Source organism: Paenibacillus sp. NRS-1781 (genome assembly GCF_050467745.1).
Classification (GTDB): Bacteria; Bacillota; Bacilli; order Paenibacillales; family Paenibacillaceae; genus Paenibacillus; species Paenibacillus terrae_A.
In genome coordinates this window covers 1-22,785 of the sequence record NZ_JBITPI010000057.1, presented here as the reverse complement: position 1 = coordinate 22,785, position 22,785 = coordinate 1, and the positions used below count along the sequence as shown (strand labels likewise).

General features: G+C 50.2%; 19 protein-coding genes. 4 read left to right on the top strand and 15 right to left on the bottom strand.

From position 1 onward, the window contains the following. Position 1: 1 nt before the first annotated feature. Together ACIFO6_RS20390 and ACIFO6_RS20385 are read right to left on the bottom strand one after the other, a co-directional pair. On the bottom strand, positions 2-796 hold the full coding sequence (locus tag ACIFO6_RS20390) for an ABC transporter permease (RefSeq protein ID WP_430043331.1): 795 nt from the start codon (positions 794-796) through the stop codon (positions 2-4). After that, the gene (locus ACIFO6_RS20385) at positions 789-1,838 is read right to left on the bottom strand and encodes an ABC transporter ATP-binding protein (protein WP_430043328.1); all 1,050 of its coding nucleotides are present in this window, start codon (positions 1,836-1,838) and stop codon (positions 789-791) included. Before ACIFO6_RS20385 ends, ACIFO6_RS20390 begins: the two co-directional genes overlap by 8 nt. A gap of 104 nt (positions 1,839-1,942) precedes the next feature. Between ACIFO6_RS20385 and ACIFO6_RS20380 the strand changes: the two genes are divergently transcribed. The 3 genes from ACIFO6_RS20380 to ACIFO6_RS20370 all read left to right on the top strand — a co-directional run bounded on the left by ACIFO6_RS20380 (position 1,943) and on the right by ACIFO6_RS20370 (position 5,674). Beyond that, entirely contained in the window at positions 1,943-3,064 is a 1,122-nt protein-coding gene (locus ACIFO6_RS20380; RefSeq protein WP_430043326.1) for an LCP family protein, read from the top strand. Between the two features lie 84 nt (positions 3,065-3,148). Beyond that, positions 3,149-4,465 (top strand): glutamate-1-semialdehyde 2,1-aminomutase, encoded by a 1,317-nt coding sequence (locus ACIFO6_RS20375; RefSeq protein ID WP_430043368.1) that lies wholly within the window; start codon positions 3,149-3,151, stop codon positions 4,463-4,465. A gap of 249 nt (positions 4,466-4,714) precedes the next feature. Continuing rightward, complete coding sequence (locus ACIFO6_RS20370; RefSeq protein ID WP_430043324.1) at positions 4,715-5,674, top strand: DMT family transporter; 960 nt, start codon at positions 4,715-4,717, stop codon at positions 5,672-5,674. Positions 5,675-5,784: 110 nt separating this feature from the next. Here the strand turns inward: ACIFO6_RS20370 and ACIFO6_RS20365 are convergent, their stop codons facing one another. The 13 genes from ACIFO6_RS20365 to ACIFO6_RS20305 form a co-directional block, all read right to left on the bottom strand. After that, entirely contained in the window at positions 5,785-6,189 is a 405-nt protein-coding gene (locus ACIFO6_RS20365) for a sensory rhodopsin transducer (RefSeq protein WP_430043322.1), read from the bottom strand. Positions 6,190-6,242: 53 nt separating this feature from the next. After that, a complete protein-coding gene (locus tag ACIFO6_RS20360) occupies positions 6,243-7,277 on the bottom strand; it encodes a glycoside hydrolase family 88/105 protein (RefSeq protein ID WP_430043366.1) in 1,035 nt (344 codons plus the stop codon). Between the two features lie 73 nt (positions 7,278-7,350). Next, positions 7,351-8,478 (bottom strand): rhamnogalacturonan acetylesterase, encoded by a 1,128-nt coding sequence (locus tag ACIFO6_RS20355; protein WP_430043321.1) that lies wholly within the window; start codon positions 8,476-8,478, stop codon positions 7,351-7,353. A gap of 36 nt (positions 8,479-8,514) precedes the next feature. Further along, entirely contained in the window at positions 8,515-9,354 is an 840-nt protein-coding gene (locus tag ACIFO6_RS20350) for a carbohydrate ABC transporter permease (protein WP_430043319.1), read from the bottom strand. Between the two features lie 5 nt (positions 9,355-9,359). Then, the gene (locus ACIFO6_RS20345; protein ID WP_430043317.1) at positions 9,360-10,268 is read right to left on the bottom strand and encodes a carbohydrate ABC transporter permease; all 909 of its coding nucleotides are present in this window, start codon (positions 10,266-10,268) and stop codon (positions 9,360-9,362) included. Between the two features lie 223 nt (positions 10,269-10,491). Next, entirely contained in the window at positions 10,492-11,784 is a 1,293-nt protein-coding gene (locus tag ACIFO6_RS20340; RefSeq protein ID WP_430043315.1) for an ABC transporter substrate-binding protein, read from the bottom strand. A 174-nt stretch (positions 11,785-11,958) separates the two neighbouring features. Continuing rightward, on the bottom strand, positions 11,959-13,518 hold the full coding sequence (locus ACIFO6_RS20335) for a response regulator transcription factor (RefSeq protein ID WP_430043313.1): 1,560 nt from the start codon (positions 13,516-13,518) through the stop codon (positions 11,959-11,961). Then, entirely contained in the window at positions 13,496-15,226 is a 1,731-nt protein-coding gene (locus ACIFO6_RS20330) for a histidine kinase (protein ID WP_430043365.1), read from the bottom strand. Before ACIFO6_RS20330 ends, ACIFO6_RS20335 begins: the two co-directional genes overlap by 23 nt. 174 nt (positions 15,227-15,400) lie before the next feature. Next, complete coding sequence (locus ACIFO6_RS20325) at positions 15,401-15,643, bottom strand: hypothetical protein (RefSeq protein ID WP_430043312.1); 243 nt, start codon at positions 15,641-15,643, stop codon at positions 15,401-15,403. Between the two features lie 37 nt (positions 15,644-15,680). Beyond that, entirely contained in the window at positions 15,681-16,547 is an 867-nt protein-coding gene (locus ACIFO6_RS20320) for an inositol monophosphatase family protein (protein ID WP_430043309.1), read from the bottom strand. 326 nt (positions 16,548-16,873) lie between these two features. Continuing rightward, entirely contained in the window at positions 16,874-17,188 is a 315-nt protein-coding gene (locus ACIFO6_RS20315) for a hypothetical protein (protein ID WP_044646107.1), read from the bottom strand. A gap of 100 nt (positions 17,189-17,288) precedes the next feature. Further along, on the bottom strand, positions 17,289-18,377 hold the full coding sequence (locus ACIFO6_RS20310; RefSeq protein WP_430043307.1) for a D-alanine--D-alanine ligase: 1,089 nt from the start codon (positions 18,375-18,377) through the stop codon (positions 17,289-17,291). A gap of 73 nt (positions 18,378-18,450) precedes the next feature. After that, entirely contained in the window at positions 18,451-19,446 is a 996-nt protein-coding gene (locus ACIFO6_RS20305; protein ID WP_430043305.1) for an amidase domain-containing protein, read from the bottom strand. Positions 19,447-19,903: 457 nt separating this feature from the next. Between ACIFO6_RS20305 and acnA the strand changes: the two genes are divergently transcribed. After that, a complete protein-coding gene (gene acnA, locus ACIFO6_RS20300) occupies positions 19,904-22,615 on the top strand; it encodes an aconitate hydratase AcnA (protein ID WP_430043304.1) in 2,712 nt (903 codons plus the stop codon). The last annotated feature ends 170 nt before the right edge of the window (positions 22,616-22,785 follow it).

Here is a 22,785-nt window from a genome sequence, read left to right as displayed (position 1 = left end):
CCTACCCTCCTTGCACGAACAGACGTCTGCGCGCCAGTCGCCAAATGATGATCATCGGCACGAGCAGAACGACCAGCCAAATGATTTGGATCCCCAGCACATTCCAAATACCAACGCCTTTTACTCGTCCGGTAAATACGGAGCCGGGCAAATACGTAATCGCCTGAAATGGCAGCCATTGGGCGAAGATCGCCAGCCAGCCCGGAAACAGGCTGATGGGCAGAATCAAGCCCGAGAACAGGTCCACTACCACCCGCTTCATTCGCATCATACCTTCGTTATTTTCAACGAAAAAGGCCGTCAGCCCCGTAATAATATTGATTTGGGTATTAATCAGAAAGCTGAAAAACAGCATCACGAGGAAACTGATCCATGCTACAGGGTCCGTCGGCAACGTCACTGGAAACAGCAGCATCGCAATCGCCATGCCCGGGATCATAAACAGCAGGAAACGGAACATTCCCTCGCCAAGTCCCTGCATGACTTTGACCAGCACATAGTTATACGGCCGGATCATCTGGATGGCAATACTGCCATCACGAATCTCCGTCGAAATTTCTCGGTCCAGATTGTTGAAATAAAAGGCCCTCGCCATCCACGATACCGCTACATAGGTCGTCATTTGGGCTGCGGTAAAGCCACCAATGCTGCCCGCATCACCATAAATCGCTTTATACGTGAAATAATATACACCAATATTCATGGAATAAATTAATATGCCCGTATAATAGTTCACACGATAAGCGAGCATGGTGAGAAACCGGATACGAATAAAATCGGTATATACGCTAAGCATGGACTTTGGCCTCCACTGCCGGAAGCACGGGATTGCCCTTGCGTTCCGCCGAGCCTGATTGGTAGATGCTACGCACAATATCATCGGTGTTCGTTTCAATGATTTTGATATCCGTAATGTCCGTACGCCCGACTACACTGGCCAGCACATCCGATACGTTAATATGAAGTGGAATCCACACCTTGGCAGCCAAATCATTATCCGCCGTCCAAGCCAGCGGCATGTCCGCTGTCCACGCTTGTAATTGCTCAAGCCGGGTGGGCACGCCGAACTGGAACTGTACCTCACGACCTGTACCCCATCGTGCCTTCAAATCCTCCAGACCACCATCATAGATGATATTCCCGTCATCCAGCATAATGACACGCGAGCACAGCGCTTCAATATCCTGCAAATCATGGGTCGTCAGCAAAATCGTCGTCCCGTAATCCCGGTTCATGTCCTTCAGAAACTCACGGATTTCAGACTTCACCATAATATCGAGTCCAATGGTCGGCTCGTCCAGAAAAACGATGGACGGATTGTGCAGCAGCGCAGCCACCAATTCACAGCGCATCCGCTGCCCGAGACTAAGCTTGCGCACCGGGCGGCTTAGCAGGTCCTGTAATTGGAGCCGCTCTACCAGCTCATCCAGTCTGCGTTTGAAGTCTGTGGCCGGAACCTGATATACTTTGCGCAGCAGTTGAAAGGACTCAATCACGCCGATATCCCACCATAGCTGGCTGCGCTGTCCAAAAACAACGCCGATATTACTTACGAATTTTTCGCGTTCCTCGTAGGGAACAAAGCCGCCTACTTTGAGATGTCCAGACGTTGGCACAAGAATACCCGTGAGCATCTTGATCGTGGTAGACTTTCCAGCTCCGTTTTCACCAATATAGCCACATATTTCTCCCTGAGGAATACCAAAGGAAATATCTTTGACCGCGGCCACCTCGTTGTATTCGCGGGCGAATAAATCAAGGAAGGCTCCTTTCAGGCCTTCGCGGTTTTTTTGCACTTTAAATGTTTTGCGCAGATCCTGCACATCAATTGCCAGCATGTCATACCTCACATTCAGGATTTTGAAAAATCCATAGTTAAATTGATTGTGCTCCAAAAAGAAATTATAATGTAATGAATTGAAAAGCGAAAGGGAGAGCATCCATGACAAGCAGAACCAAAAGGACGATATGGTCGGTTCTAGCCGTGATTATCGTCGCGATTGTCGGCTTTGCCGTGTATTATTTTTCATCCATTTATAATCAACTGGACAATCTGCATAAAGAGGGTGCAAACTCCCCATTCAAAAATGTAAAACAGGTCGATCAGGTACGCACACCAGACCCGCCCAAGTGGGAAGGTACAGATCCGGTCAATATTTTGCTGATGGGTGTCGATGGTCGTGGTATCCAAAAAGGAGAAGTCCCCCGGTCGGACAGCATGATGGTCGTATCGTTGGACCCCGTCAAGAAAAAGATTCACCTCTTCTCTATTTTGCGTGATACGTACGTAGATATTCCCGGCTACAATAAAAATCGGATTAACACCGCCATTACTCACGGCCCCAACACGGCTATGAAGGCGGCTGGTGACCTGCTGGGCATTCCGGTGCAATATTATGTGTATACCGATTTTCAAGGATTTATTAAGCTGGTGGACGCCGTAGGCGGCATTGATCTTGAAGTGGAGAAGGATATGCACTATACAAGCAATGCGGATAAGCATGAATACGATATTGACTTGAAAAAGGGCATGCAGCATCTGGGCGGCAAAGAGGCACTTCAATACGTGCGGTTTCGTCACGACGCGATGTCGGACTTCTCCCGGTCGGGACGTCAGCGTGCATTTTTGGAGGCTATAGCACAGAAAATGCGGAGCACAACCTCCATTGCCAATTTGCCAAGCATTTTGCAGCAGGTAAACCCGTTTATTGATACAAATCTTAGTGTCAACGATATGTGGAGGCTGGCAAATGTCGGCTACCAAAGCAACTTTGCTGGCAGCGCGCAGGTTCCGCCGATGAAGCTGCTCGGGGAAGAAAATGTAGGCGGCGCGCAGGTTCTTACCGTCCGTGATCCGGAAGAATTGAAAAAGTACGTGCAGGATATATTCAACAAGCCTCCTGAACAGACACAGGAACAAAATAAGGATCCAAACAAAACGAAGCAACCGGACAGTGCAGCATCGTCCAAGACAGATAAGGCTTCTTTCACGGGTGGCAGCAAAACCAGTAGTGATGCTGCTGCCACACAATCGACAACAAAGACAGGACCAAAAGAGCTATAATGATGTATACAGGGGGCAGCCGTGAACGCTGCCCTTTGGCGTGTGTATATCCTATTTTAATGAACGGAAAGGAAGTTTTGGATGATGAAACGGGAAACCTCCGAAGCATTATATAAAGAAGCACTGGAGCATATTGTCGGGGGCGTAAACAGTCCTTCACGCTCTTTCAAGGCTGTGGGGGGCGGCGCTCCGGTATTTATGAAACGCGCCAAAGGCGCTCATTTCTGGGACGAGGATGATAATCGGTACATTGATTATTTAGCGGCTTACGGCCCTATTATTACCGGACATGCCCACCCTCATATTACCAAGGCCATTAGTGAGGCGGCGGCGAACGGGGTATTGTACGGAACCTCAACGGTATTGGAAATCAAGCTCGCCAAGATGCTAAAGGAAGCCATTCCTTCCATGGACAAGGTCCGGTTTGTGAATTCCGGCACAGAAGCAGTCATGACGACGATCCGTGTTGCACGGGCCTATACGAAGCGAAACAAGATCATCAAATTTGCAGGTTGCTACCACGGTCACTCGGATCTGGTACTCGTAGCCGCAGGCTCCGGCCCGTCCACGCTGGGCATACCGGACAGTGCAGGTATTACGACCAACATTGCGAGCGAGGTGATTACCGTGCCCTTCAATGATCTGGACGCGTTGCGCCAAGCCCTGGAGCGTTGGAGCGATGATGTGGCAGCCGTCATGGTCGAGCCGATTGTCGGCAATTTCGGCATGGTGATGCCGCAGCCCGGTTTTCTGGAAGGGCTATGCTCGATGGCACGGGCGAATGGCTCACTCGTCATCTATGACGAGGTCATTACTGCGTTCCGCTTCCACTACGGCTCCACCCAAACGTACGCCGGGTTGCACAATCATGATGCGATTCAGCCGGATTTGACCGCGCTGGGTAAAATCATGGGCGGCGGCCTGCCGATCGGTGCCTACGGCGGCAGCAAGCATGTAATGGAGCAGGTTGCTCCACTCGGCCCGGCTTATCAGGCGGGCACCATGGCGGGCAACCCGGCTTCCATCTCGTCAGGCATTGCATGCCTTGAAGTCCTTCAAGGCGAAGGCGTGTATGAAGAGATGGAACGTCTCGCTGTGAGACTGACGGACGGCATCGCTTCCTCAGCCGAGCGCCATGGCGTGCCGTTGACGATTAACCGCATCCGTGGAGCATTCTCCACCCATTTTTGCGATCATCCGATCACGAACTACGATGAGGCACAGGATACAGACGGCGAAGCGTTCGCTTCCTTCTTCCGTCATATGCTGGATCGCGGTATTCATCTGGCCCCATCGAAGTACGAAGCATGGTTCCTCACAACGGCACACACAGATGAAGACGTGGATGCTACGCTGGAAGCGGCGGACGATTCTTTCCGTGCGATGGCACAGGGCAAGTAAGCAGATCGGTACGACATGATGGAATCTTGATAGGATAAGGGCCGGAAGCAGCTTTAAGGACTGGGATATCCCACCTTTGAGACTGCCTTCCGGCTTTTTTTAATTTGCCAACTGTACCCGTACAGTTGTACATTTTATGGATTGTATCAAATGACACCATCCGGGTATATTGGGAGGAGCAACATGTTGAAATCATTCAGCGCAGGCTAATTAAAAAAAAGCCTGAGCCATTCATTACGGAGGTTTATCATGCACAGTCGTTCCAAAACTGGAGCCGCCTATTTGGCTGCTCTCAGCTATGCCGCTATACTCGGTTTTTCATTTTTGTTTGTGAAGCTGACGGTCACGGAAGCCAGCCCGCTGGATGTAATCGCCCACCGCTTTGCTTTGTCTTTTATCGCTTTGACGGTTCCGGTAGTGTTGGGCTGGATCAAGATTAACATCACGCGGCGAGATATCCTGCGTATTTTACCGCTGGCGCTGCTCTCGCCTTTAGTGTATTTTCCATTGCAAGCCTTCGGACTGATGAGCACCTCTTCATCGGAAGGAGGCATTATTCAGGCAACCGTTCCCATCTTCACGCTGCTGCTGGCGTCCTATTTTATTAAAGAGCGGACTACGGTTGTCCAAAAGCTTTCCTTGCTGCTCTCTGTAGCAGGCGTTATTTTTATATTCGTGATGAAAAGCGGAGCGTCCATGGCCTCCAATAGCTTTGGTGGTATTCTTTTGCTCGTGCTCTCTGCTGTTTGCCTATCCGGCTATAACGTGCTGGCTCGTCCATTAACACAAAAATACAGTCCGATGGAGTTGACCTATGTTACCTCCATTTTGGGATGTATCGTTTTTAACTTGGTGGCCCTGGGATATCATGCCATAGACGGCTCCATGAGCACTTATATCGCTCCCCTGGTAAAGCCTGATTACTGGCTGGCACTGGCTTATCTGGGCATTCTGTCTACCCTCGTCACCTCGCTGCTATCAAGCTTTGCCTTGAAGTGGATCGAAGCCTCGAAAATGAGTGTTATCGGTAATTTATCTACTCTCATTTCCATGATGGCAGGTGCTTATATTTTGAAGGAGCAGCTCGCATACTATCATATTGTCGGGGCAGTTATTATCATTATCGGGGTATTGGGCACCAATTTTGGAGGTCGGAGAAGCTTCGAGCCGCGAAAAGCGTCTGCTGCAAAACCACTAAAAGTGGACTGAAGCCATATAAATGCTCACGGTTGTAACACAAAAAAGAAATCCCCGAGTTGGAATAATCCACCATCTTGAGGATTTCTTTTTCAGCTCATCTATTTTACTTGACCCATATTTCAGCCTTCAACCGGGTACGCCATGACACTCATTAGCGCCAGTTCCGGCTGTGTCGTGTCTAGTCTGCTATATTGTACAATCACCGGTACGTCGCTGGTGACCGTAATCGCATAGGGAATGCCTGCCGGAATCCGTTCGCCATCCCTCTCCAGCGAGGCCGTGCGGATATGGCGGGTTCGTCTTCCTTCTATCACCTCGACCAATCCTTCCAGCGGCTCACGGTCTTCAAAATAGATGTCTATACTCAGCTTGGCCGCTTGAGTTCCACAGTTCAGCACACATATACTCTCATGACTAAGCAGCTCTCCCCGGCTTTCGGGTGGAATATATCCATCGGGAATCACCCAGAATAAGCCGCCCCGCGGCTGGTTTACTTTTTCCTGAGGAAGCTCCGTATTTCCCATGCTATCCGACTCCTTTCACCTAAAATACTTGCGCATCCCTATACTGTCCTCAATTATCCAAATGGATTCTCCTTGGTACGCAGCAGTTGAGCCAGAAAGGCGAGCGCCAGTCCCTGTCCCCAGCCCTGAATGCGTTTGTATGGTACGTTGCGGTAGCCATCAATATCGTTCATCACGGCGGTTCCAGCGGATACACCCGTCACGGTGCCGTCCTCCTTGATTCGGGAAAGAATACCGTCGATCGCCTTTTGTGTGTATTTGTTAAACAGTCGCCCCTGCATAAGCAAAGCCGTCGCAATGCCTGCGGAGCCTGAGGTTTCCAGATAGGAGGTTTCATCATTCAGCACCGTATGCCACAGCCCTTCCGGGGATTGCAGCCGTACCAGCGCACTGAGCTGGTCACGCAGCGAACCGTCGATGATCATGTAGGATGGATGCTGCACCTCCACGAATTTCAGCGCTTTTGCCATTGTGATTGCAGCCCACGAATTTCCCCGTGCCCAGTAAATACCTGACATCCGGCTTTGGTTCGCATGATCCCAGCCGTGATAATATAAATTCGTATCCGGGTCCTGCAAAAATTCCTCATGCCCGTGATATTGCCGGATACCGTCCTCCCAATATTCCTTGTTACCCAGCAGATGACCAATGCGCAGCAAATAATAGCCTGCCATAAACATCGTATCCACCCATGCTTGCTGCGGAAATACATCATGAACTGAATTCACCGTATGCTGGAAAATGCCGTCGGCGAACCGCTCAGCTTTCTTCGCCAGAAATTCCGCCATTTCGGTGGCGATATCCAGGTACTTTTGCTCTCCTGTAGCCTGATACAGCGTCAGCAAGCAGTGTCCCACAGACACACCGTTCACCGAGAGCGGTGGAAGTCCATCTGCAATATTTTCATCGACCCATTCCTTTAATTGGATCAAATACTCCTCGTTCCCTGTTGCTTCATAGGCTTCACACACACCGTAAAAGGCCACACCACCCGGCCAATCCCAGCTATAGTCCATTTGAAATGTGCGTTCCACCATCCGGTCGATCACCTGTTTAATTTGTTCCTCATCAAAAATCAATGCAGGCATGTCCTCATCTCCCCCTTTGGTAATTTCCACGTTAATTTCCTCCTTGACACCCGTTCGAGAAATCACCGTCCGTCTATCGCAAATACATGCGTAAGGGCTGTAAATCCAGCTCCTTCACAGCATCCGCCACCATATCTGCTATACAGACCGCACCGTTCTCATGAAAATGTGTATTATCCTCCAAGCCACCGGAAAAGTTCATGTATTCACCAGGCAGCAGCCACATAAAAAGCTCTTTGCTTTCCTCAGGACCCAACTGCTCATATAACTCCTGCGTGCGGGCAGACAAATCAATCAGCGACACATCTGCTTCTTCCGCCAGCTCGCGAACCGCTGTTACATAGTCACCATGTGTGTCGGATAACGTGCCATCCCCATTAAAATAGCGACGATGCACAGGCGTAACCAGCACTGGAGTAGCCCCACGGCTTCTGGCTCCGTCGATATAGAGGCGCAGATGCTCCGTATAGGTTGTAAAAGGCTCTGTAGCCCGCTCCGGATCAGGCTTCTCATCATTATGACCGAACTGGATGAACAGGAAATCTCCCGCTTTCATTTCGGCCAAAATGACGTCCAGCCGTCCTTCGTCCACGAAGCTTTTGGAGCTTCTTCCCGATACGGCGTGATTATCCACGCAGACATCATGCTTGAACAGGGCTGGCAAAGCCTGGCCCCAGCCTGTATACGGATAGCCGGATGCGTCCTGATCCGTAACCGTGGAATCTCCGGCCAGGAACAGCCGGAGGGTCTGTGGCGCTGGCGCAATCTCCAGCGCATTGAGCCGCGGCGCGGTGCCCGATACGGCGAGGCGCAGCTTGCCGCCTCTGACGGGCACCGCAAACCGGGCCTCTGTGAACTGGCCCGGCAGCGTGTGTAACGGGGGCAGCACATGCTTGCCCTCGCCGGCTTTGAGCCGCGTGAGCGTCTGCGCGAGCGGATCGCCGAGCAGCACGGTGACGAGATACATCCCGTCCTCCGGTACATCGGCGACAAACGCAGTTCCCAGCGGGATGCAAAAGCGGCTTTGCAGCCGTGCGAGCGTATCCTTGGGTGCGGTTACGCCGTATAATCGCCTTTCCCGACCATACACATGATCCACGTCCTCAAACCCGTAGCCCTGCTCAGCAGTATACGAGCAATCCGGGGGGACTCCTGTGTAGCCATCCGCAGGCTCGCCCGGACCAAAATCAAACTTCCACATGCCACTCACCTCTCCGCTATAACCCTTAGCTCCACTTTATCCCTTTAAGCCACTTGAGCTCATTCCTTGGACAATTTGCTTCTGGAAGGCGAAGAATACAGCGATAACCGGAACCAGGCTCAAAATGGACATCGCGAACATCCCACCCCAGTTAGAGGCCGATTCGCTATCAAGGAACATTTTAAGTGCCATAGATACGGTATATTTATCCGGCGAATTCAGATACAGCACCGGACCCAGAAGATCCTCCCACTTCCAGTAGAAAGAGAAGATGGCTGCCGTAGCCAGCGAGGATTTGAGCAATGGCAAAATAATTTGGAAATAGAGCCGGAATTTACCGCATCCATCAATCGTCGCTGCTTCATCCAGCTCTATCGGTATCGTTCGGATAAACTGGACCATCAGGAAGATGAAGAACGGCATCCCGAAAAACGATGGCACGACCAGTGGCAAAATCGTATTGACCCAGCCGAGCTTGGTGAAAATGATATATTGCGGTACCAATACCACATCCCCTGGCAGCATAAGCGTCATCATCATCAGGGCAAACCAAAAGTTACGCCCCTTGAATTGCATACGCCCGAAGCCAAATGCGATTAATGAGGAGGAAAGCACCGCTCCTATCGTTGCAATCAAGACAATCGTGAGCGAATTAAAAATGTACGTGCCGAAGCTGTATCCACTTGTGCCCTTCCAGCCCGTCACATAGTTTTGCCAAATCCATTCTGTAGGGAACAAAGAACTTGCCGTGACGAATATCGTCCGACTCTCCTTGAACGAGCTGAACAGCATCCAGAATACGGGATACAGCATCAGGAGCGCCAGCGCAGCGACCAGAATGTGATAGATCGGCCATTTGAACGTTTTCCATGCCATCGGTATCAGCGCCCCTTTTCCGTTTCATAAAATACCCAGTATTTGGATGTTAAAAATAAAATGCCTGTCAGTATCGCGATCATAATGAGCATGACCCAAGCCATAGCCGCTGCATATCCCATATTGCTAAACATAAACGCCTGTCGGAACAAATATAGCGAATGCAACATCGTTCCATCCATCGGACCGCCCTCGCCCTTGGAAATAACGTAGGCCGGAACAAAGGTCATAAAGGCGCTGATCGTCTGCATAATCAGGTTAAATAAAATAATCGGACTGAGCAGAGGCAGCGTGATACTGAAGAATTTTCGCACTGGCGAAGCGCCGTCCACGCTGGACGCCTCGTACATTTCAACCGAAATATTCTTCAAGCCGGCCAGAAAAATGAGCATGGAGGAGCCGAATTGCCATACGGACAAGGTAATCAGCATCGCAAGCGAAGCATTCGGATCACCAAACCATTTCACCGGAGTTGCCCCCAAGGCCAAAAGCAAGCTGTTTACAATGCCTTCATTACTGAAAATGTTGCGCCACATGATGGACACCGCAACGCTGCCCCCGATAATGGACGGCAGATAGTACATCGTCCGATACGTGCCAACCATACGCGATTTGGTATTCAAAATCATAGCTACAAACAGTGCGAAAATCAGTCTCAGCGGAACACCGACCAATACATACGTAAACGTAACCCTAATCGAATTCCAATATTTCGGGTCGGCTGTGAACATTTTTTCAAAGTTCCCCAGACCAATCCATTTGGGCGGGGTGAACAGGTTGTAGGATGTAAAGGACAGATACAACGAAATAAACATCGGAATTAATGTAAATGCCAGAAAGCCCAAAATAAACGGGCTGATAAACGCATATCCGGTCATATTGGCTCTCAAGCTCTGATGATTTCGCAAGCTCATCAAGCCTCCCTTCTGTTGCATTTTGTTGATTAGCCAATCTAATTATATTTATAATTCGTTGTTACATGTATTTCATTATGATATATAGAAGCAGCTTCTGCGGTTTGTTCGTCGTATTAACCGTGCGAAATCATGCTATCACTACGCACGGTTAACTTAACGAAACGGACCTGCGCCCCTATGTCAAAACGGTGTCAGACTCCTAAGGAAGTCATTGCGCTAATTACTGCTTGTTATTCGCGAGGATGGTATTCGCATCAGCCCGGAATTTGGCCGCTGCATCCTCCGCCGTCATCTGCCCGAAATTGACCTGCTCAATATAATCGGTCAGGGTCGCAATTACTTCCGGTGATCCAACGGGCGGCGGTGGACTCATTGGAGAAGCCTTTGGCTCCATGGAAGCCACAAAATCAAACACCTGCTTCGTAGGCTCGCTCAGCTCTGCCACTACAGCTTCCTTGATTTTGGCGGAAATCGGTACGCCCCGCTCACCTTTAATCAATTTATTCGCTTCTACATCATTCATCCAGAAATCAATAAACTTAGCGGCTTCATCCTTCACCTGTGAGTGGGAAGCGACCGCCCAGTACATCGTAGGCTGCATGTAGATGCCTTTTTCCATATTCGGTCCAAACATTGGAGCCAACGCCATCGGGCGGTTAACAACCTGCTGTAAGCCTACATACTGATTGGACCATTGCCAAACGCCGATGCCCTTTTCTTTTACAACATCGGATTCCTCAAGAATCCCCTTGGTCTGGTTCATGACTTCAGGAGTCGGGGTCGCTCCTTTTTTAATGAGATCAGCCAATCCGCCAAAGAATTCGGCAAACAGCTTATCGTCGTCATACCCCAAGCCTGTTCCTTCCGCATTGTAGAGAGACTTTCCATGTGTACGCAAATAGTAGTGGAAGAAAATATCGGCAGCCATAGTGCTATCGAAGTGAACTTTATTGGAGGCTGCCTTCAGAGCCAGCTCTTTGTATTGATCCCATGTCCAGTTGTCAGGAATTTTGTCTATGCCCGCTTTTTTGAGTAACGTCGGGTCATACTGGAAGCCCAGCACATTGACACCTGTTGGAATACCATATTGCTTTCCAGCAATTACGCCGGTTGTGAGTACATTTTGGTTCACATCAGCGACCTGGATTTTTTGATTCAGGTAAGGCGCAAGATCCTCCAGTTGACCATTCTTCGCATATTGGCTAATGTACGAAATGTCCATTTGTACGATATCCGGCAGCTGGTTTGCCGCAGCCTGTGGGGCGAGCTTTTTCCAATAGTCATCAAAAGAGGCATATTCCACATCAATCGTCACATTCGGATTTTTCTGCTTATACAGGTCAACAACCTTCTGCGTATATTCATGACGCGTATCCGATCCCCACCAAGCGATCCGTAGCTTTACCTTCCCGTCTGCATTTGTGCCCGAATTGCCACCGTTGCTCGCTCCGCTGCATGCCGTCGTCAGTACGAGCAGCATAGCCATGACCAGAAACCATCCCTTTTTGCCCACTTATCTCTCCCCTTTTCGCTGTTCTAGAAAGGAGCCGTGTTACAAGTGACAACGTATTTACGCAAAATTGATAGCGTTTACATTTGCTCCTGTTGTTATTTTCCCAAAAGCAGAGAAGCATTGGAATACACAAATCAGATTTCCTGAGTTTAAAAAACAGAGGGGCTCCAGCGCTCATCCCCGTTCGTGTGACTTGATGTACTCGGATGGGGTCATGCCCGCCCATTTTTTGAATACCTGGCTGAAATATTGGGCGTTTCCGCCGAAGCCGAACCATTCGGCCAGCTCGAATACCTTCACGTCTCCTGTTTCCCGAATATGCTCAGCCGCACGTTCGATCCGATAGCGATTAACGTAATGTGAAAAGTTTTCACCCGTTACCTTTTTGAAGATTTTTCCTAGGTAGTCGGAATTCATGTACAGCATTTGGCCTGCCACTCCGTTCAGGGACAGATCGGATTTTCGATAGTTTTGCTCAATAATGGTGATCACTTTATCAACCGTGGAGGATTGACGGCTCACATTGCTCTTATAGTAGATTGCGGTCATTCGTCCGGCGGCCTCCTGCACGAAGGATTTAAGAGAAGCAAGCGTTTTTTGCTCTGCCAGCACAGCCATTCGGCTCGTAAACTCGGAGCGCTCCTCTTCAGGGCATATACGGATCATGGCGGCATACAGCTGAAGCACATAGGAACGGGTCACCGAAATTTCCAGCTTCATACGGGACAGGATACCGAACAGCCGATCTACCTCCTGTACCACCTCCTCCGTATTTCCCGCCTTAATCAGCAGACCAAACTTTTCCTCGTCCAGCTCCAGATCCGCCATCTCCCGGGGTTCTGCGGCCGCCAAATCCTCCTTCGTAATCAGGCTGCCCTCCCCGGTATAAAAACGGTGATTCATACAATGCAGTGTCTCCCTGTACATCCCCCTCGAGTGCTCCATACTGTCCGACTCGCTAACTGCAACCGTTACCTCCAGCTTGTAAAAACGGCGAAATGTCGCACGTACCGCGTCAAGCTGCTCCATCAGCCCGGACGTATCGCCCCCGCTTTCCAGCACAATGAGCAGCTGACCTTGCATCGTTGTCCCGAGCAGGACATCCTCCATTAAATCTGCCGCAATATTTTGCAGCGCAAACAAATGCTCCGGCTCATGGGATTCCTCGACTCGCAGCAGCAGCATTCGAACCTGCTTATCTTGCAGCTCCAGACCGAATAACCGCTCATAAAAAGCGATATCCCGACTGCCGTACGTTTTATAGGAAATAAACTCCTTCAAAAAATGCTCCTTCACATGAGGCAGCATACGCTGAAAATCAAGCTTCATCCGGTTCACGAACTGCTTGCGTTCCTCCTGTTCCTCTCGTTCCTGCCCCAACTCGGTCAACGCCTCATGAATTTGACGCTCGTTGCAGGGCTTTAACAAATAATGTTTTACACCGTATTGCATGGCCCGACAGGCATAATCAAAATCCTTATAGCCGGACAACAAAATGAAACGAACATCCGGGAAATGCTCCGTCGTTTTGGCAACCAGGCCGATGCCATCCAATCCAGGCATAGAAATGTCGCTGATCACAAAATCAGGCGGGCTGGCCTGAATCTGATCATAGGCCTCAATCCCGTTGCGTGCTGTACCGACCAGCCTCGTACCCGCCTTGCCCCAATCGACCACCTGTGATATGCCTTCCAAAATCATACGCTCATCATCAACCAGCAGCACCTTGTACATGATCCTGTTCCCCTTTCACATATGGAATACAGACATGAATCGACGTTCCTGTTCCTGACTCGCTATGCAGTTCTATCCCCCATGGTGTACCAAACGTCAGGTCAATCCGCTCCTGAATGTTCGCAAGCCCAATACCCTGCCCCCGTGTAGCAACCTGCCCGCTCCGTAGCTGCTCCAAAAAATCCTGCGTCATGCCCGCTCCGTCATCCTCGACTCGCAGCAGCAGCGCACCTTCTTGCTCCCGGGCAATGATAGCAATCCGACATGGCTCAATTCGCGGCTCCAGCGCATAATGAATCGCATTCTCCACCAAGGGCTGGAGCGTCAGCTTCGGAATCTGCGCGTCCATCAGTTCTTCCGGTACATCCAAATGGAAAACGAGACGTTCATCGAAGCGCGTTTTTTGGATCGTTACATAACTTCGCACAATGTCCAGTTCTTTCCGAAGTGGAATGAGCTGCTCCTCAAAACTGACCGCACTGCGTAACAGAAATGCAAGCGCCTCTACCATTTCCGAGATACGGTCCTGCTTATTCGCCTTGGCGAGCCAGTTCACAGACTCCAGCGTGTTATACAAAAAATGTGGATTAATCTGCGCCTGAAGCGCCTTTAGCTCCGTCTCTCGCAGCAATAGCTGCTTTGCAACATTCTCATTAATCAGCTCACGGATACGGCGGATCATCTTCTTATAGGTCCGGTGCAGCAAGCCCACCTCATCCTGTGTGGAAAGCGGAACTGCACCGAGTGCTTCCTCCTCCAGACGGTCGAGATCTCCTTTTTCAATTTTACGCATGTTCTGGATTAGTTGAACGATCGGCTTCGTAATACTGCCAGATAATCGGGCTCCCAGTGCCAGCGCAATTAGAAGCATTATTACAAAAATAGCGCTTACAATTTCTTTGATGATCGTAATACTGCGAAACATATCATCAAAGGGGGTCATATGCAAATACGTCCAGCCCGTATAAGAGGATTTGATCTGGGCTGCGAAAAAGGTCCCGCCTGTGTAGGTCACAATTCCGTAAGGCTGCTTCCGCGCAAGCTCAGCCTGCATATCACTCTCACTCAAAGGCGAGGTTTCGGGATAAATCATCTGCTTGCCATCTGTAATCATCAGCTGTCCATCACGACCGGAGGTCTGCACACGATCCGCTACAATTCGGTCAATCCGCACACGAATCGCAAGCGTTCCGAGCCCATTTAACGTAAAATTGGTATCTGTAAAGGATTTGAATTGCCGCGCTGCCAGTAAGGAGGAGTGACCTGCCGCATACCATGCGTTGGAGCCGTCATATTCGTCTGCCAGCATAGACAGAGTGGAGCGAAGCTCCTGGGGAATGCCCTCGCGGTTGCCCGCACTCATGACTTGCCCTTCTTTGTCGATCACCATCATGGAGTAAATATAAGTTTCAGAGCCGGCAAAGGCGATAAGCCTGTTCGTTATTTTTTTACGCAGTACCATTTTAACGTAAGGCGAGGTTTCTCTTTCCAATTGTAGTAAATAACGCTGAAGCTGTTCGTCTGTTGTCACCTTGAAGGTAACTTTTTCCACATCCTTCAGCTCATTTTCAATACCGATTGAAGAAATATTGAGCACTTCGGATGTCTTTTTATACATTTGATTATCATAAATATGAAATACGTATTTAAGTATGACTGCAACAACCGCAAAATTAACCAGCATGAGCACCGTAATCAGCAGTACCATTTTATGATGGATTCCGGCATTTTTGAAAGCGCTCTTAAAATAAGTGATCAGTGGATGTCGCCTCCTTCGCTCATCATGCCCGTACCAGCATGGAATGGAGATTGCACGATAAAGCTGTACATCATACAAAATACCCCATGCCTTGGTCATTCGGCAAGAGGTATTTGTGTTCGCTCAGCGTTGGTCGGTTGGTTCCGATTTGTCCGCCTTGCTCATATATTCATCGTATCGGTCATCCAGTTCCCGTGCCATGCTGCGGTATTTACGCGTCTCTTCCACAATAGGGTCGATATGGGTTTGAATCCGCACCTCATATTTAGGAGTGAGCCGTTCGCGTTTTTTGGCCTCATTCTCACGAATTTCGCCTTCCGTCAGCAATTCACTGAGCTCACGCTCCAATTCCTCGGATTGGCCCATCATCCTTCCTCCTTCAGCAATAAGCGATATAGGTGTATTATAACCCGGTTGCGTCTGCTTCTTTCAATACTTGAATGAGTTGAGAATGAATAGCCGTATTCGTCGCTGCAATATGTCGCACGCTAAGGTCATAAGGTCGGCCCAGCGTATCTGTGATCGTTCCTCCCGCTTCATGTACCAGCAAAGCGCCCGCTGCTACATCCCAGGCATTCAAACCGATTTCACAATAGGCTGACAGCCGTCCCGATGCCACATAAGCCAGATGCAGGGCTGCCGAGCCGAGTGCCCGAATGCCTCGTACCTGGGGTGTAAGTGCCTGTGCAATCTTCATATTCAGCGGCTGTGCAAAAGTGCGGTCCGGCGGGAAGCCGATGCACACCAGACTGTCTCCCAGTGTTTCTTCTCTGGATGCCCTCATCAGATTGCCATGTACATACGCGCCTTTACCTTTTTCAGCCACAAACATTTCGTCGCGGGACGGATCATAAATGACACCAACAATTACCTCTCCACGGTGGGCCAAGGCGATAGATACACTGTAGTACGGCAGGCTGTGTACAAAATTGGTTGTACCGTCTACTGGATCAATAATCCACAAATATTCCTCTTCACGAGCAGCCTCCAATGCACGGGCCGAAGCCTCGGCACCCGGCTCTACCCCCTCTTCGCCCAAAATGGCATGGTCGGGAAAATGCGTGAGAATCAGTCTGCGGATCATCTGCTCCGCACCTTTATCCACTTCGGTCACCAGGTCCGTTGGGGACTGCTTGGTGCTTAACTGCTCCACGGTGCCCAGTCTGCTTTTGATCCATTCCCCTGCTTTGGATGCCGCGTTAATGGCCACGGCGGTATAGCTTTTTCCTGATACAATATAGGGAACCTTTTCGTTTTCATGTTCGTTCAACGTGTTCACTCTACTTTCTATATCATTGTTACGTGGTTTACGAAGCTGCACAACAGCACAGTCTCTTAACCATCGCTGTTAAAGTACAACTTTTATAGTTACACAATCTATTATACACAATATATTCCATAAAGTTTCTCTATTTGGAAACTTATCCGCAGAATTCTATTCTTTAAGGCGTAATTTCCGCCGAAGCCCCAACTAGCACCTTTACTCCGTCACCTTCTCGTACACGCAGTTCCTTCATCAGCCCGAACAGCGCTTCATCCTTGCGTTTGGCTACCAGCATAACTCTCTAATTCGGCGTTCATCTGCCCTTCACTTGTTTATTGCGCTCCAAAAAACATTTCATCCGCCAATGCGGTCTGAACTCTTGCTTCCTCTTCATTCAGCTTGCGAATGAGGATCATTTCAACCTCGGTCACTTCGTCGCCCTGAAAATTGATTTCGGCAATACAGCCAACAATCTGCACGATGGCTACTGCTACATTGTCCACGCTGTAAGCGATGACCTTCTGACCTGTGGGGAACACACGCAGGCCGGATTTAACCATTTTGCCACGTCCGTATTCCAGCAGTTCATACAATTCCTGTTCGCTCTTGAATTTGCACACCGAGTTAAATTCGGTTTGAAAGCCCATGTTTAGCCGCCACCTTTCGTGATTATGGATTCTTGCAAATCCTATTGCATACCCTGTACATGAACAAAAAGGGGGGTGATCAGCTCCCCCTCGGTTCGTTTTATGAATTCTCGTAATGCAGCGCAGACCTGCGCTCATAACGCTCCAGTGCGAGGGCAATCATGCGGTCCAGCAAGCTTTGGTAGGATACGCCCGTTTCTCTCCACAGCAATGGATACATACTGAACGGCGTAAAGCCTGGCATCGTGTTTACTTCATTAATAAAAATATGTCCGTCCGAACGTCTGACGAAGAAATCGGCACGGGAAATCCCGCACCCCTCCAGAGCGCGGAATGCTTGCAATGCAGCTTCACGGATATGATCCGCCACTTCCTCGTCCAACGGTGCCGGAATGAGCATCTCCGATTGGCCGTCCGTGTATTTGGCAGCATAATCGTAATAGTCGCTGGACGATACAATTTCGCCCGGTACCGATGCAATCGGCTCGTCGTTGCCGAGTACGCTGACCTCAATCTCGCGGGCATCGACATACTCCTCCACAATGACCTTCAGATCAAATTGTAGAGCCAACTCAACTGCCTTTTCCAGTTCTGCCCGGTTCGTGGCTTTGGAAATGCCGACACTTGATCCCAGATTCGCCGGCTTGACGAAGCACGGGTATCCCAACTCAGTTTCCATGTTGCGCACCAGATCATGACTGGTTTGTGACCACTGTGTACTGTTAAAATAACAGTATTTCACTTGCGGCAATCCCGCATGCTCAAACAGCTTCTTCATGACGCCTTTGTCCATCCCTGCGGCAGAAGCCAGCACTCCCGCACCGACATAAGGCATATCTGCCATCTCGAACAAGCCCTGAATCGTTCCGTCCTCACCAAAGGTGCCGTGCAGCAGCGGGAACAGCACATCCAGCGTCTGCTCTCCGTACAGCTTGCCGAACAACGTATCTAATGCCGCCTTCGTACCGGCCTCTGTGCGCTCCAGCTTCAATTGCTCTACAGAAGCCAAAGGTGCGTCAAGCAGCGATCCTCTGCGCCAATCGCCAGCCTTCGTAATATAAAAAGGAATAATCTCGTATTTCTCATAATCAAAAGCGTTCAGTACCGCATACGCCGTTTGCAGCGAAACCTCATGCTCACCCGATTTGCCGCCGTACACCAGCCCTACGGTCAATTTTTGTTTTGCCATGCCTATCCTCCGCTTTCCTGCTTTCGTCATTGTGCCTGATTTGCGTCACTGTACCTGTTATAAATCATCTCATTTAAAAATAGTCGGCGATGTGATAAAAGCGATATACCGTGTTGTCCGTCCACGCATACGAATTCTTGTAGTCCCAATAACGATGTCTGGAGCTTACCGTATGCGCATTGACAAGCGGCATGCCACCCGCATCAAAGGCCGTTACCACCGTGCTGTGCTGAAAGATGCCGTCACCATCCCAATCATAAAAAATGACGTCTCCCAGCATAAGCTGCTCCGGACGGCTCACCTGCTCGGCGGTCAACCCCCACGAGCTGGAGCTCAAATACCGCTCCAGACTGTTGGAAACTGCCCAACTGTAGCTCCACAGTTCACGTCCAGCGACCCGTCCTTTGTACCACCAACCCGATTCTCTTTTACCAGTATAGTGGATCGGTGCGCCCCCTGCAAAGAGGCATTGCGAGATATAATTGGTGCAATCCACATCAAAACCCTCAAACTCCGGGTTGAAGCTATCCCACCACTGATCCGCATAGGCTGCCGCCTCTTCCCGGCGATATCGGCTGGGGCGTGCTGATGAGCCAAAGCCCAATACACCTTGGTTCAGCAGCGGCAGATTCCCTCCCTGATTAAACGAAGCCTGTTCAAAAGGAACCTCTCCCCCCGCTGGCTTCCTTTCTGCCGGATCACGCTCGATTCTTGCTACCTGCCAGGCTTCCCCCTCACGCGTGAACATCAGACGTTCCCGTTCAATCCGATCCTCCCGGTGAGTCATCCCGCCTTTTTCGTAAAAGAGCCGGACATGCAGTTGTACATCCACCATAGCCTCCTCTGGCGTATCCTGCACAATTCGCAGCGGCTTGGCGCGTGTTTCACTACGTAAGGGAACGGCGTTCCGCTCGTTATACCACTGTTCCAATCTGGCTGTACGGGCCGCACGCTCCATCCGCTGGCCTACCTCCAGATATTCATCCGGCTGCGGAGCGCCGTTCACCTCACTCCGGTTATATTGGTTCACATAAGCAAAAAGGGCCTGCTTCCATTCGCGCTCCCCCATCCCTGTCCCTCCATTTCCGTCCCGCCATCCTTGTTTGGGGATAGCGGGAATACCGTATAACTTTCTTAATTTCCTCTATAGCCTGATATGGCTCTCTATCTATAAGTATGAATCTCTAAAGCTTGGTATGAACACCGAAACACGAGAAAGAGGAACGTTTTATTTTTCAGGCTTCGGCGCATAAATTAGGCTAAAAAAACTTTACGGAATCGAGTGAAAACGGTATACTTAATTCAGAAACATTATTTTGAAATTAAGTTTCATCTAATGAAACCTCCAGAAATCTTCTTCTGCTCTATTATGAAAATAGCGGTTATCTATAGGTTAATCGGTTATTCTTCAGATCAGCTATGCTGCTTTCATGAGAGCGCAACCAATTTAAGCCAACTGTGCAAGACGTCTAAAAAAACGACATCCCTATTTTCCCTCAGGCATCTACTTTAAGGAGGTAATACTTATGTCAGGAAAAGATCAATTCTCCATTGCCCGCAGTCTCGAAGTTAACGGCAAGCCTTACCGTTATTACAGTCTCAAGGCACTGGAGGAACAAGGAAAAAGCGGTATCGCCAAGCTGCCTTTCTCCATTAAAGTGTTGCTGGAAGCCGCTGTGCGCCAATTCGATGGACGTGCGATTACAGAAGAGCATGTGCAGCAGCTTACAGGCTGGGCTGAGGATCGTGACACCAACAAGGAAATTCCATTCATCCCTGCACGCATCGTGCTTCAGGATTTTACCGGCGTTCCGGTGGTTGTCGATTTGGCAGCCATGCGCGATACTGTGAAAAAAGCGGGCGGCGACCCGAAACAAATTAACCCGCTCGTACCCGTCGATCTCGTTATCGACCACTCGGTCATGGTCGATGCCTTCGGTACCAGCGATGCGCTGGATTATAATATTAATGTAGAATTTGAGCGTAACGAGGAACGGTACCGTTTTCTGCGCTGGGCGCAAACGGCGTTCAACAACTTCCGTGCCGTGCCACCATCCACGGGTATCGTCCATCAGGTCAATCTGGAGTATCTGGCTTCCGTGGCCGCCACCAAAACCATTGATGGCGAAACCGTCGTCTTCCCGGATTCCCTCGTCGGAACGGATTCCCATACGACGATGATTAACGGTCTGGGTGTCGTCGGCTGGGGCGTCGGCGGGATTGAGGCAGAGGCGGGTATGCTGGGACAACCGCTGTATTTTGTCACACCGGATGTTATCGGCTTCAAGCTGACAGGCAGTCTGACGGAAGGCTCTACTGCCACCGATCTGGCACTCACTGTAACCCAAATGCTGCGTAAAAAAGGCGTAGTCGGCAAATTCGTGGAATTTTACGGACCCGGCTTGGCTAACATCAGCTTGGCTGACCGTGCAACGGTTGCCAATATGGCACCGGAATACGGCGCAACGGTTGGCTTCTTCCCGGTTGATGCGGAAACGCTGGCTTACCTGCGCAGTACCGGACGTTCTGATGAGCAAGTGAGTCTTGTCGAGGAATATTACAAAGCGCAAGGCATGTTCCGCACATCTGATACGCCGGACCCTGTGTTCAGCGATACGATTGAGCTGGATCTGGCTTCGGTTGTACCAAGTCTCGCGGGTCCCAAACGTCCGCAGGACCGTGTTGAGCTTAGCCGCATGAAGGAAACCTTTGAAGGCATTATCCGTACCCCTGTGGACAAAGGCGGCTACGGACTGAGTGATGAAAAGATCGCACAGAAAATTCCGCTGACCCACCCGGACGGCTCCACCAGTGAGCTGGGTACTGGGGCAGTCGTGATTGCGGCGATCACAAGCTGCACGAACACCTCCAACCCAAGCGTTATGCTGGGTGCGGGCTTGCTCGCCAAAAAGGCAGTAGAACGCGGGCTCAAAAAGCCGGGCTATGTGAAAACCAGCTTGACGCCGGGCTCCCTTGTCGTGACGGAATACCTGCAAAAAGCCGGGCTGATCGGTTCGCTGGAAGCACTCGGCTTCCACGTGGCAGGCTATGGCTGCGCGACCTGCATCGGCAACTCCGGTCCGCTTCCTGACGAAGTGAGTCAGGCCATCACAGACAACGATCTGACGGTTGGTGCGGTCATTTCCGGCAACCGGAACTTTGAGGGCCGCGTGCATGCGCAGGTCAAAGCCAACTATCTCGGCTCACCGCCACTGGTCGTCGCTTATGCGCTGGCAGGTACGGTGAACATTGATTTGGTGAATGATCCGCTCGGTTACGATCAGGACAATCAGCCGGTCTATCTGAAAGACATCTGGCCAACCTCCGAGGAAATCAAGGAAGCGACCAGCCTGTCTCTCAGCCCGGATATGTTCCGTCGTAAATACGAGAATGTGTTCACGGCCAACGAAAAATGGAATTCCATTCCGGTTCCTGAAGGCGAACTGTATGAATGGGACGAAAAATCAACCTATATTCAAAATCCGCCATTCTTTGAAAAGCTTCAGGATGGCGTGCAGGATATCAAGGAAATTCGTAATGCCCGTGTGCTTGCCCTGTTGAATGATTCGGTCACTACGGACCATATCTCACCAGCAGGCAACATCGCTCCTTCCAGCCCGGCAGGACTGTACTTGAAGGAGCATGGCGTGGAACGCAAGGACTTCAACTCCTACGGCTCCCGTCGTGGCAACCATGAGGTCATGATGCGTGGTACGTTCGCTAACATTCGTATCCGTAACAACGTAGCTCCGGGCACCGAGGGCGGCGTGACCAAATACTTGCTGACAGATGAGGAAATGTCCATCTACGATGCATCTATGAAATATCAGGCAGCTGATCAAAACCTGATCGTTATTGCTGGTAAGGAATACGGCACAGGCAGCTCCCGTGACTGGGCAGCGAAGGGTACGCTTCTGCTGGGCGTCAAAGCCGTCATTGCAGAAAGCTTCGAGCGGATTCACCGCAGTAACCTGGTCGGCATGGGCGTGCTTCCACTGCAATTCCAGGAAGGCAACGGCTGGTCCAGCCTGGGTCTGAACGGCCGTGAAACGTTTGATATTCTCGGCATCGACAATGATGTGAAGCCAGGTCAAGAGCTTACTGTTGTAGCCAAACGCGAGGATGGCACGAAGTTCGAGTTCCCGGTCATTGCCCGTCTGGACAGCACCGTCGATATCGACTACTACCACAACGGCGGTATTCTGCAAACCGTATTGCGTCAAATGATTCAAGAATAAAGAATGAGTGAATAATGAAAATCCCCTTCAAAATGCAGTGAAAACCGCAAATTGAGAGGGGATTTTTTACATGCTTCAAGCCTTCAAAAGAAAACATATGCCTATGAAAATACGAGGGTTATAAGAAGGGACAATACATTATAAATATTTCACGTCTGTTGATTAACCAT

Excerpts from the sequence above, each read along its gene's own strand:
- ACIFO6_RS20390 (WP_430043331.1), bottom strand. The coding sequence starts at position 796 with ATGCTTAGCGTATATACCGATTTTATTCGTATCCGGTTTCTCACCATG.
- ACIFO6_RS20385 (WP_430043328.1), bottom strand. The coding sequence starts at position 1,838 with ATGCTGGCAATTGATGTGCAGGATCTGCGCAAAACATTTAAAGTGCAA.
- ACIFO6_RS20380 (WP_430043326.1), top strand. The coding sequence starts at position 1,943 with ATGACAAGCAGAACCAAAAGGACGATATGGTCGGTTCTAGCCGTGATT.
- ACIFO6_RS20375 (WP_430043368.1), top strand. The coding sequence starts at position 3,149 with ATGAAACGGGAAACCTCCGAAGCATTATATAAAGAAGCACTGGAGCAT.
- ACIFO6_RS20370 (WP_430043324.1), top strand. The coding sequence starts at position 4,715 with ATGCACAGTCGTTCCAAAACTGGAGCCGCCTATTTGGCTGCTCTCAGC.
- ACIFO6_RS20365 (WP_430043322.1), bottom strand. The coding sequence starts at position 6,189 with ATGGGAAATACGGAGCTTCCTCAGGAAAAAGTAAACCAGCCGCGGGGC.
- ACIFO6_RS20360 (WP_430043366.1), bottom strand. The coding sequence starts at position 7,277 with ATGCCTGCATTGATTTTTGATGAGGAACAAATTAAACAGGTGATCGAC.
- ACIFO6_RS20355 (WP_430043321.1), bottom strand. The coding sequence starts at position 8,478 with ATGTGGAAGTTTGATTTTGGTCCGGGCGAGCCTGCGGATGGCTACACA.
- ACIFO6_RS20350 (WP_430043319.1), bottom strand. The coding sequence starts at position 9,354 with ATGGCATGGAAAACGTTCAAATGGCCGATCTATCACATTCTGGTCGCT.
- ACIFO6_RS20345 (WP_430043317.1), bottom strand. The coding sequence starts at position 10,268 with ATGAGCTTGCGAAATCATCAGAGCTTGAGAGCCAATATGACCGGATAT.
- ACIFO6_RS20335 (WP_430043313.1), bottom strand. The coding sequence starts at position 13,518 with ATGTACAAGGTGCTGCTGGTTGATGATGAGCGTATGATTTTGGAAGGC.
- ACIFO6_RS20330 (WP_430043365.1), bottom strand. The coding sequence starts at position 15,226 with ATGGTACTGCTGATTACGGTGCTCATGCTGGTTAATTTTGCGGTTGTT.
- ACIFO6_RS20325 (WP_430043312.1), bottom strand. The coding sequence starts at position 15,643 with ATGGGCCAATCCGAGGAATTGGAGCGTGAGCTCAGTGAATTGCTGACG.
- ACIFO6_RS20315 (WP_044646107.1), bottom strand. The coding sequence starts at position 17,188 with ATGGGCTTTCAAACCGAATTTAACTCGGTGTGCAAATTCAAGAGCGAA.
- ACIFO6_RS20310 (WP_430043307.1), bottom strand. The coding sequence starts at position 18,377 with ATGGCAAAACAAAAATTGACCGTAGGGCTGGTGTACGGCGGCAAATCG.
- ACIFO6_RS20305 (WP_430043305.1), bottom strand. The coding sequence starts at position 19,446 with ATGGGGGAGCGCGAATGGAAGCAGGCCCTTTTTGCTTATGTGAACCAA.
- acnA (WP_430043304.1), top strand. The coding sequence starts at position 19,904 with ATGTCAGGAAAAGATCAATTCTCCATTGCCCGCAGTCTCGAAGTTAAC.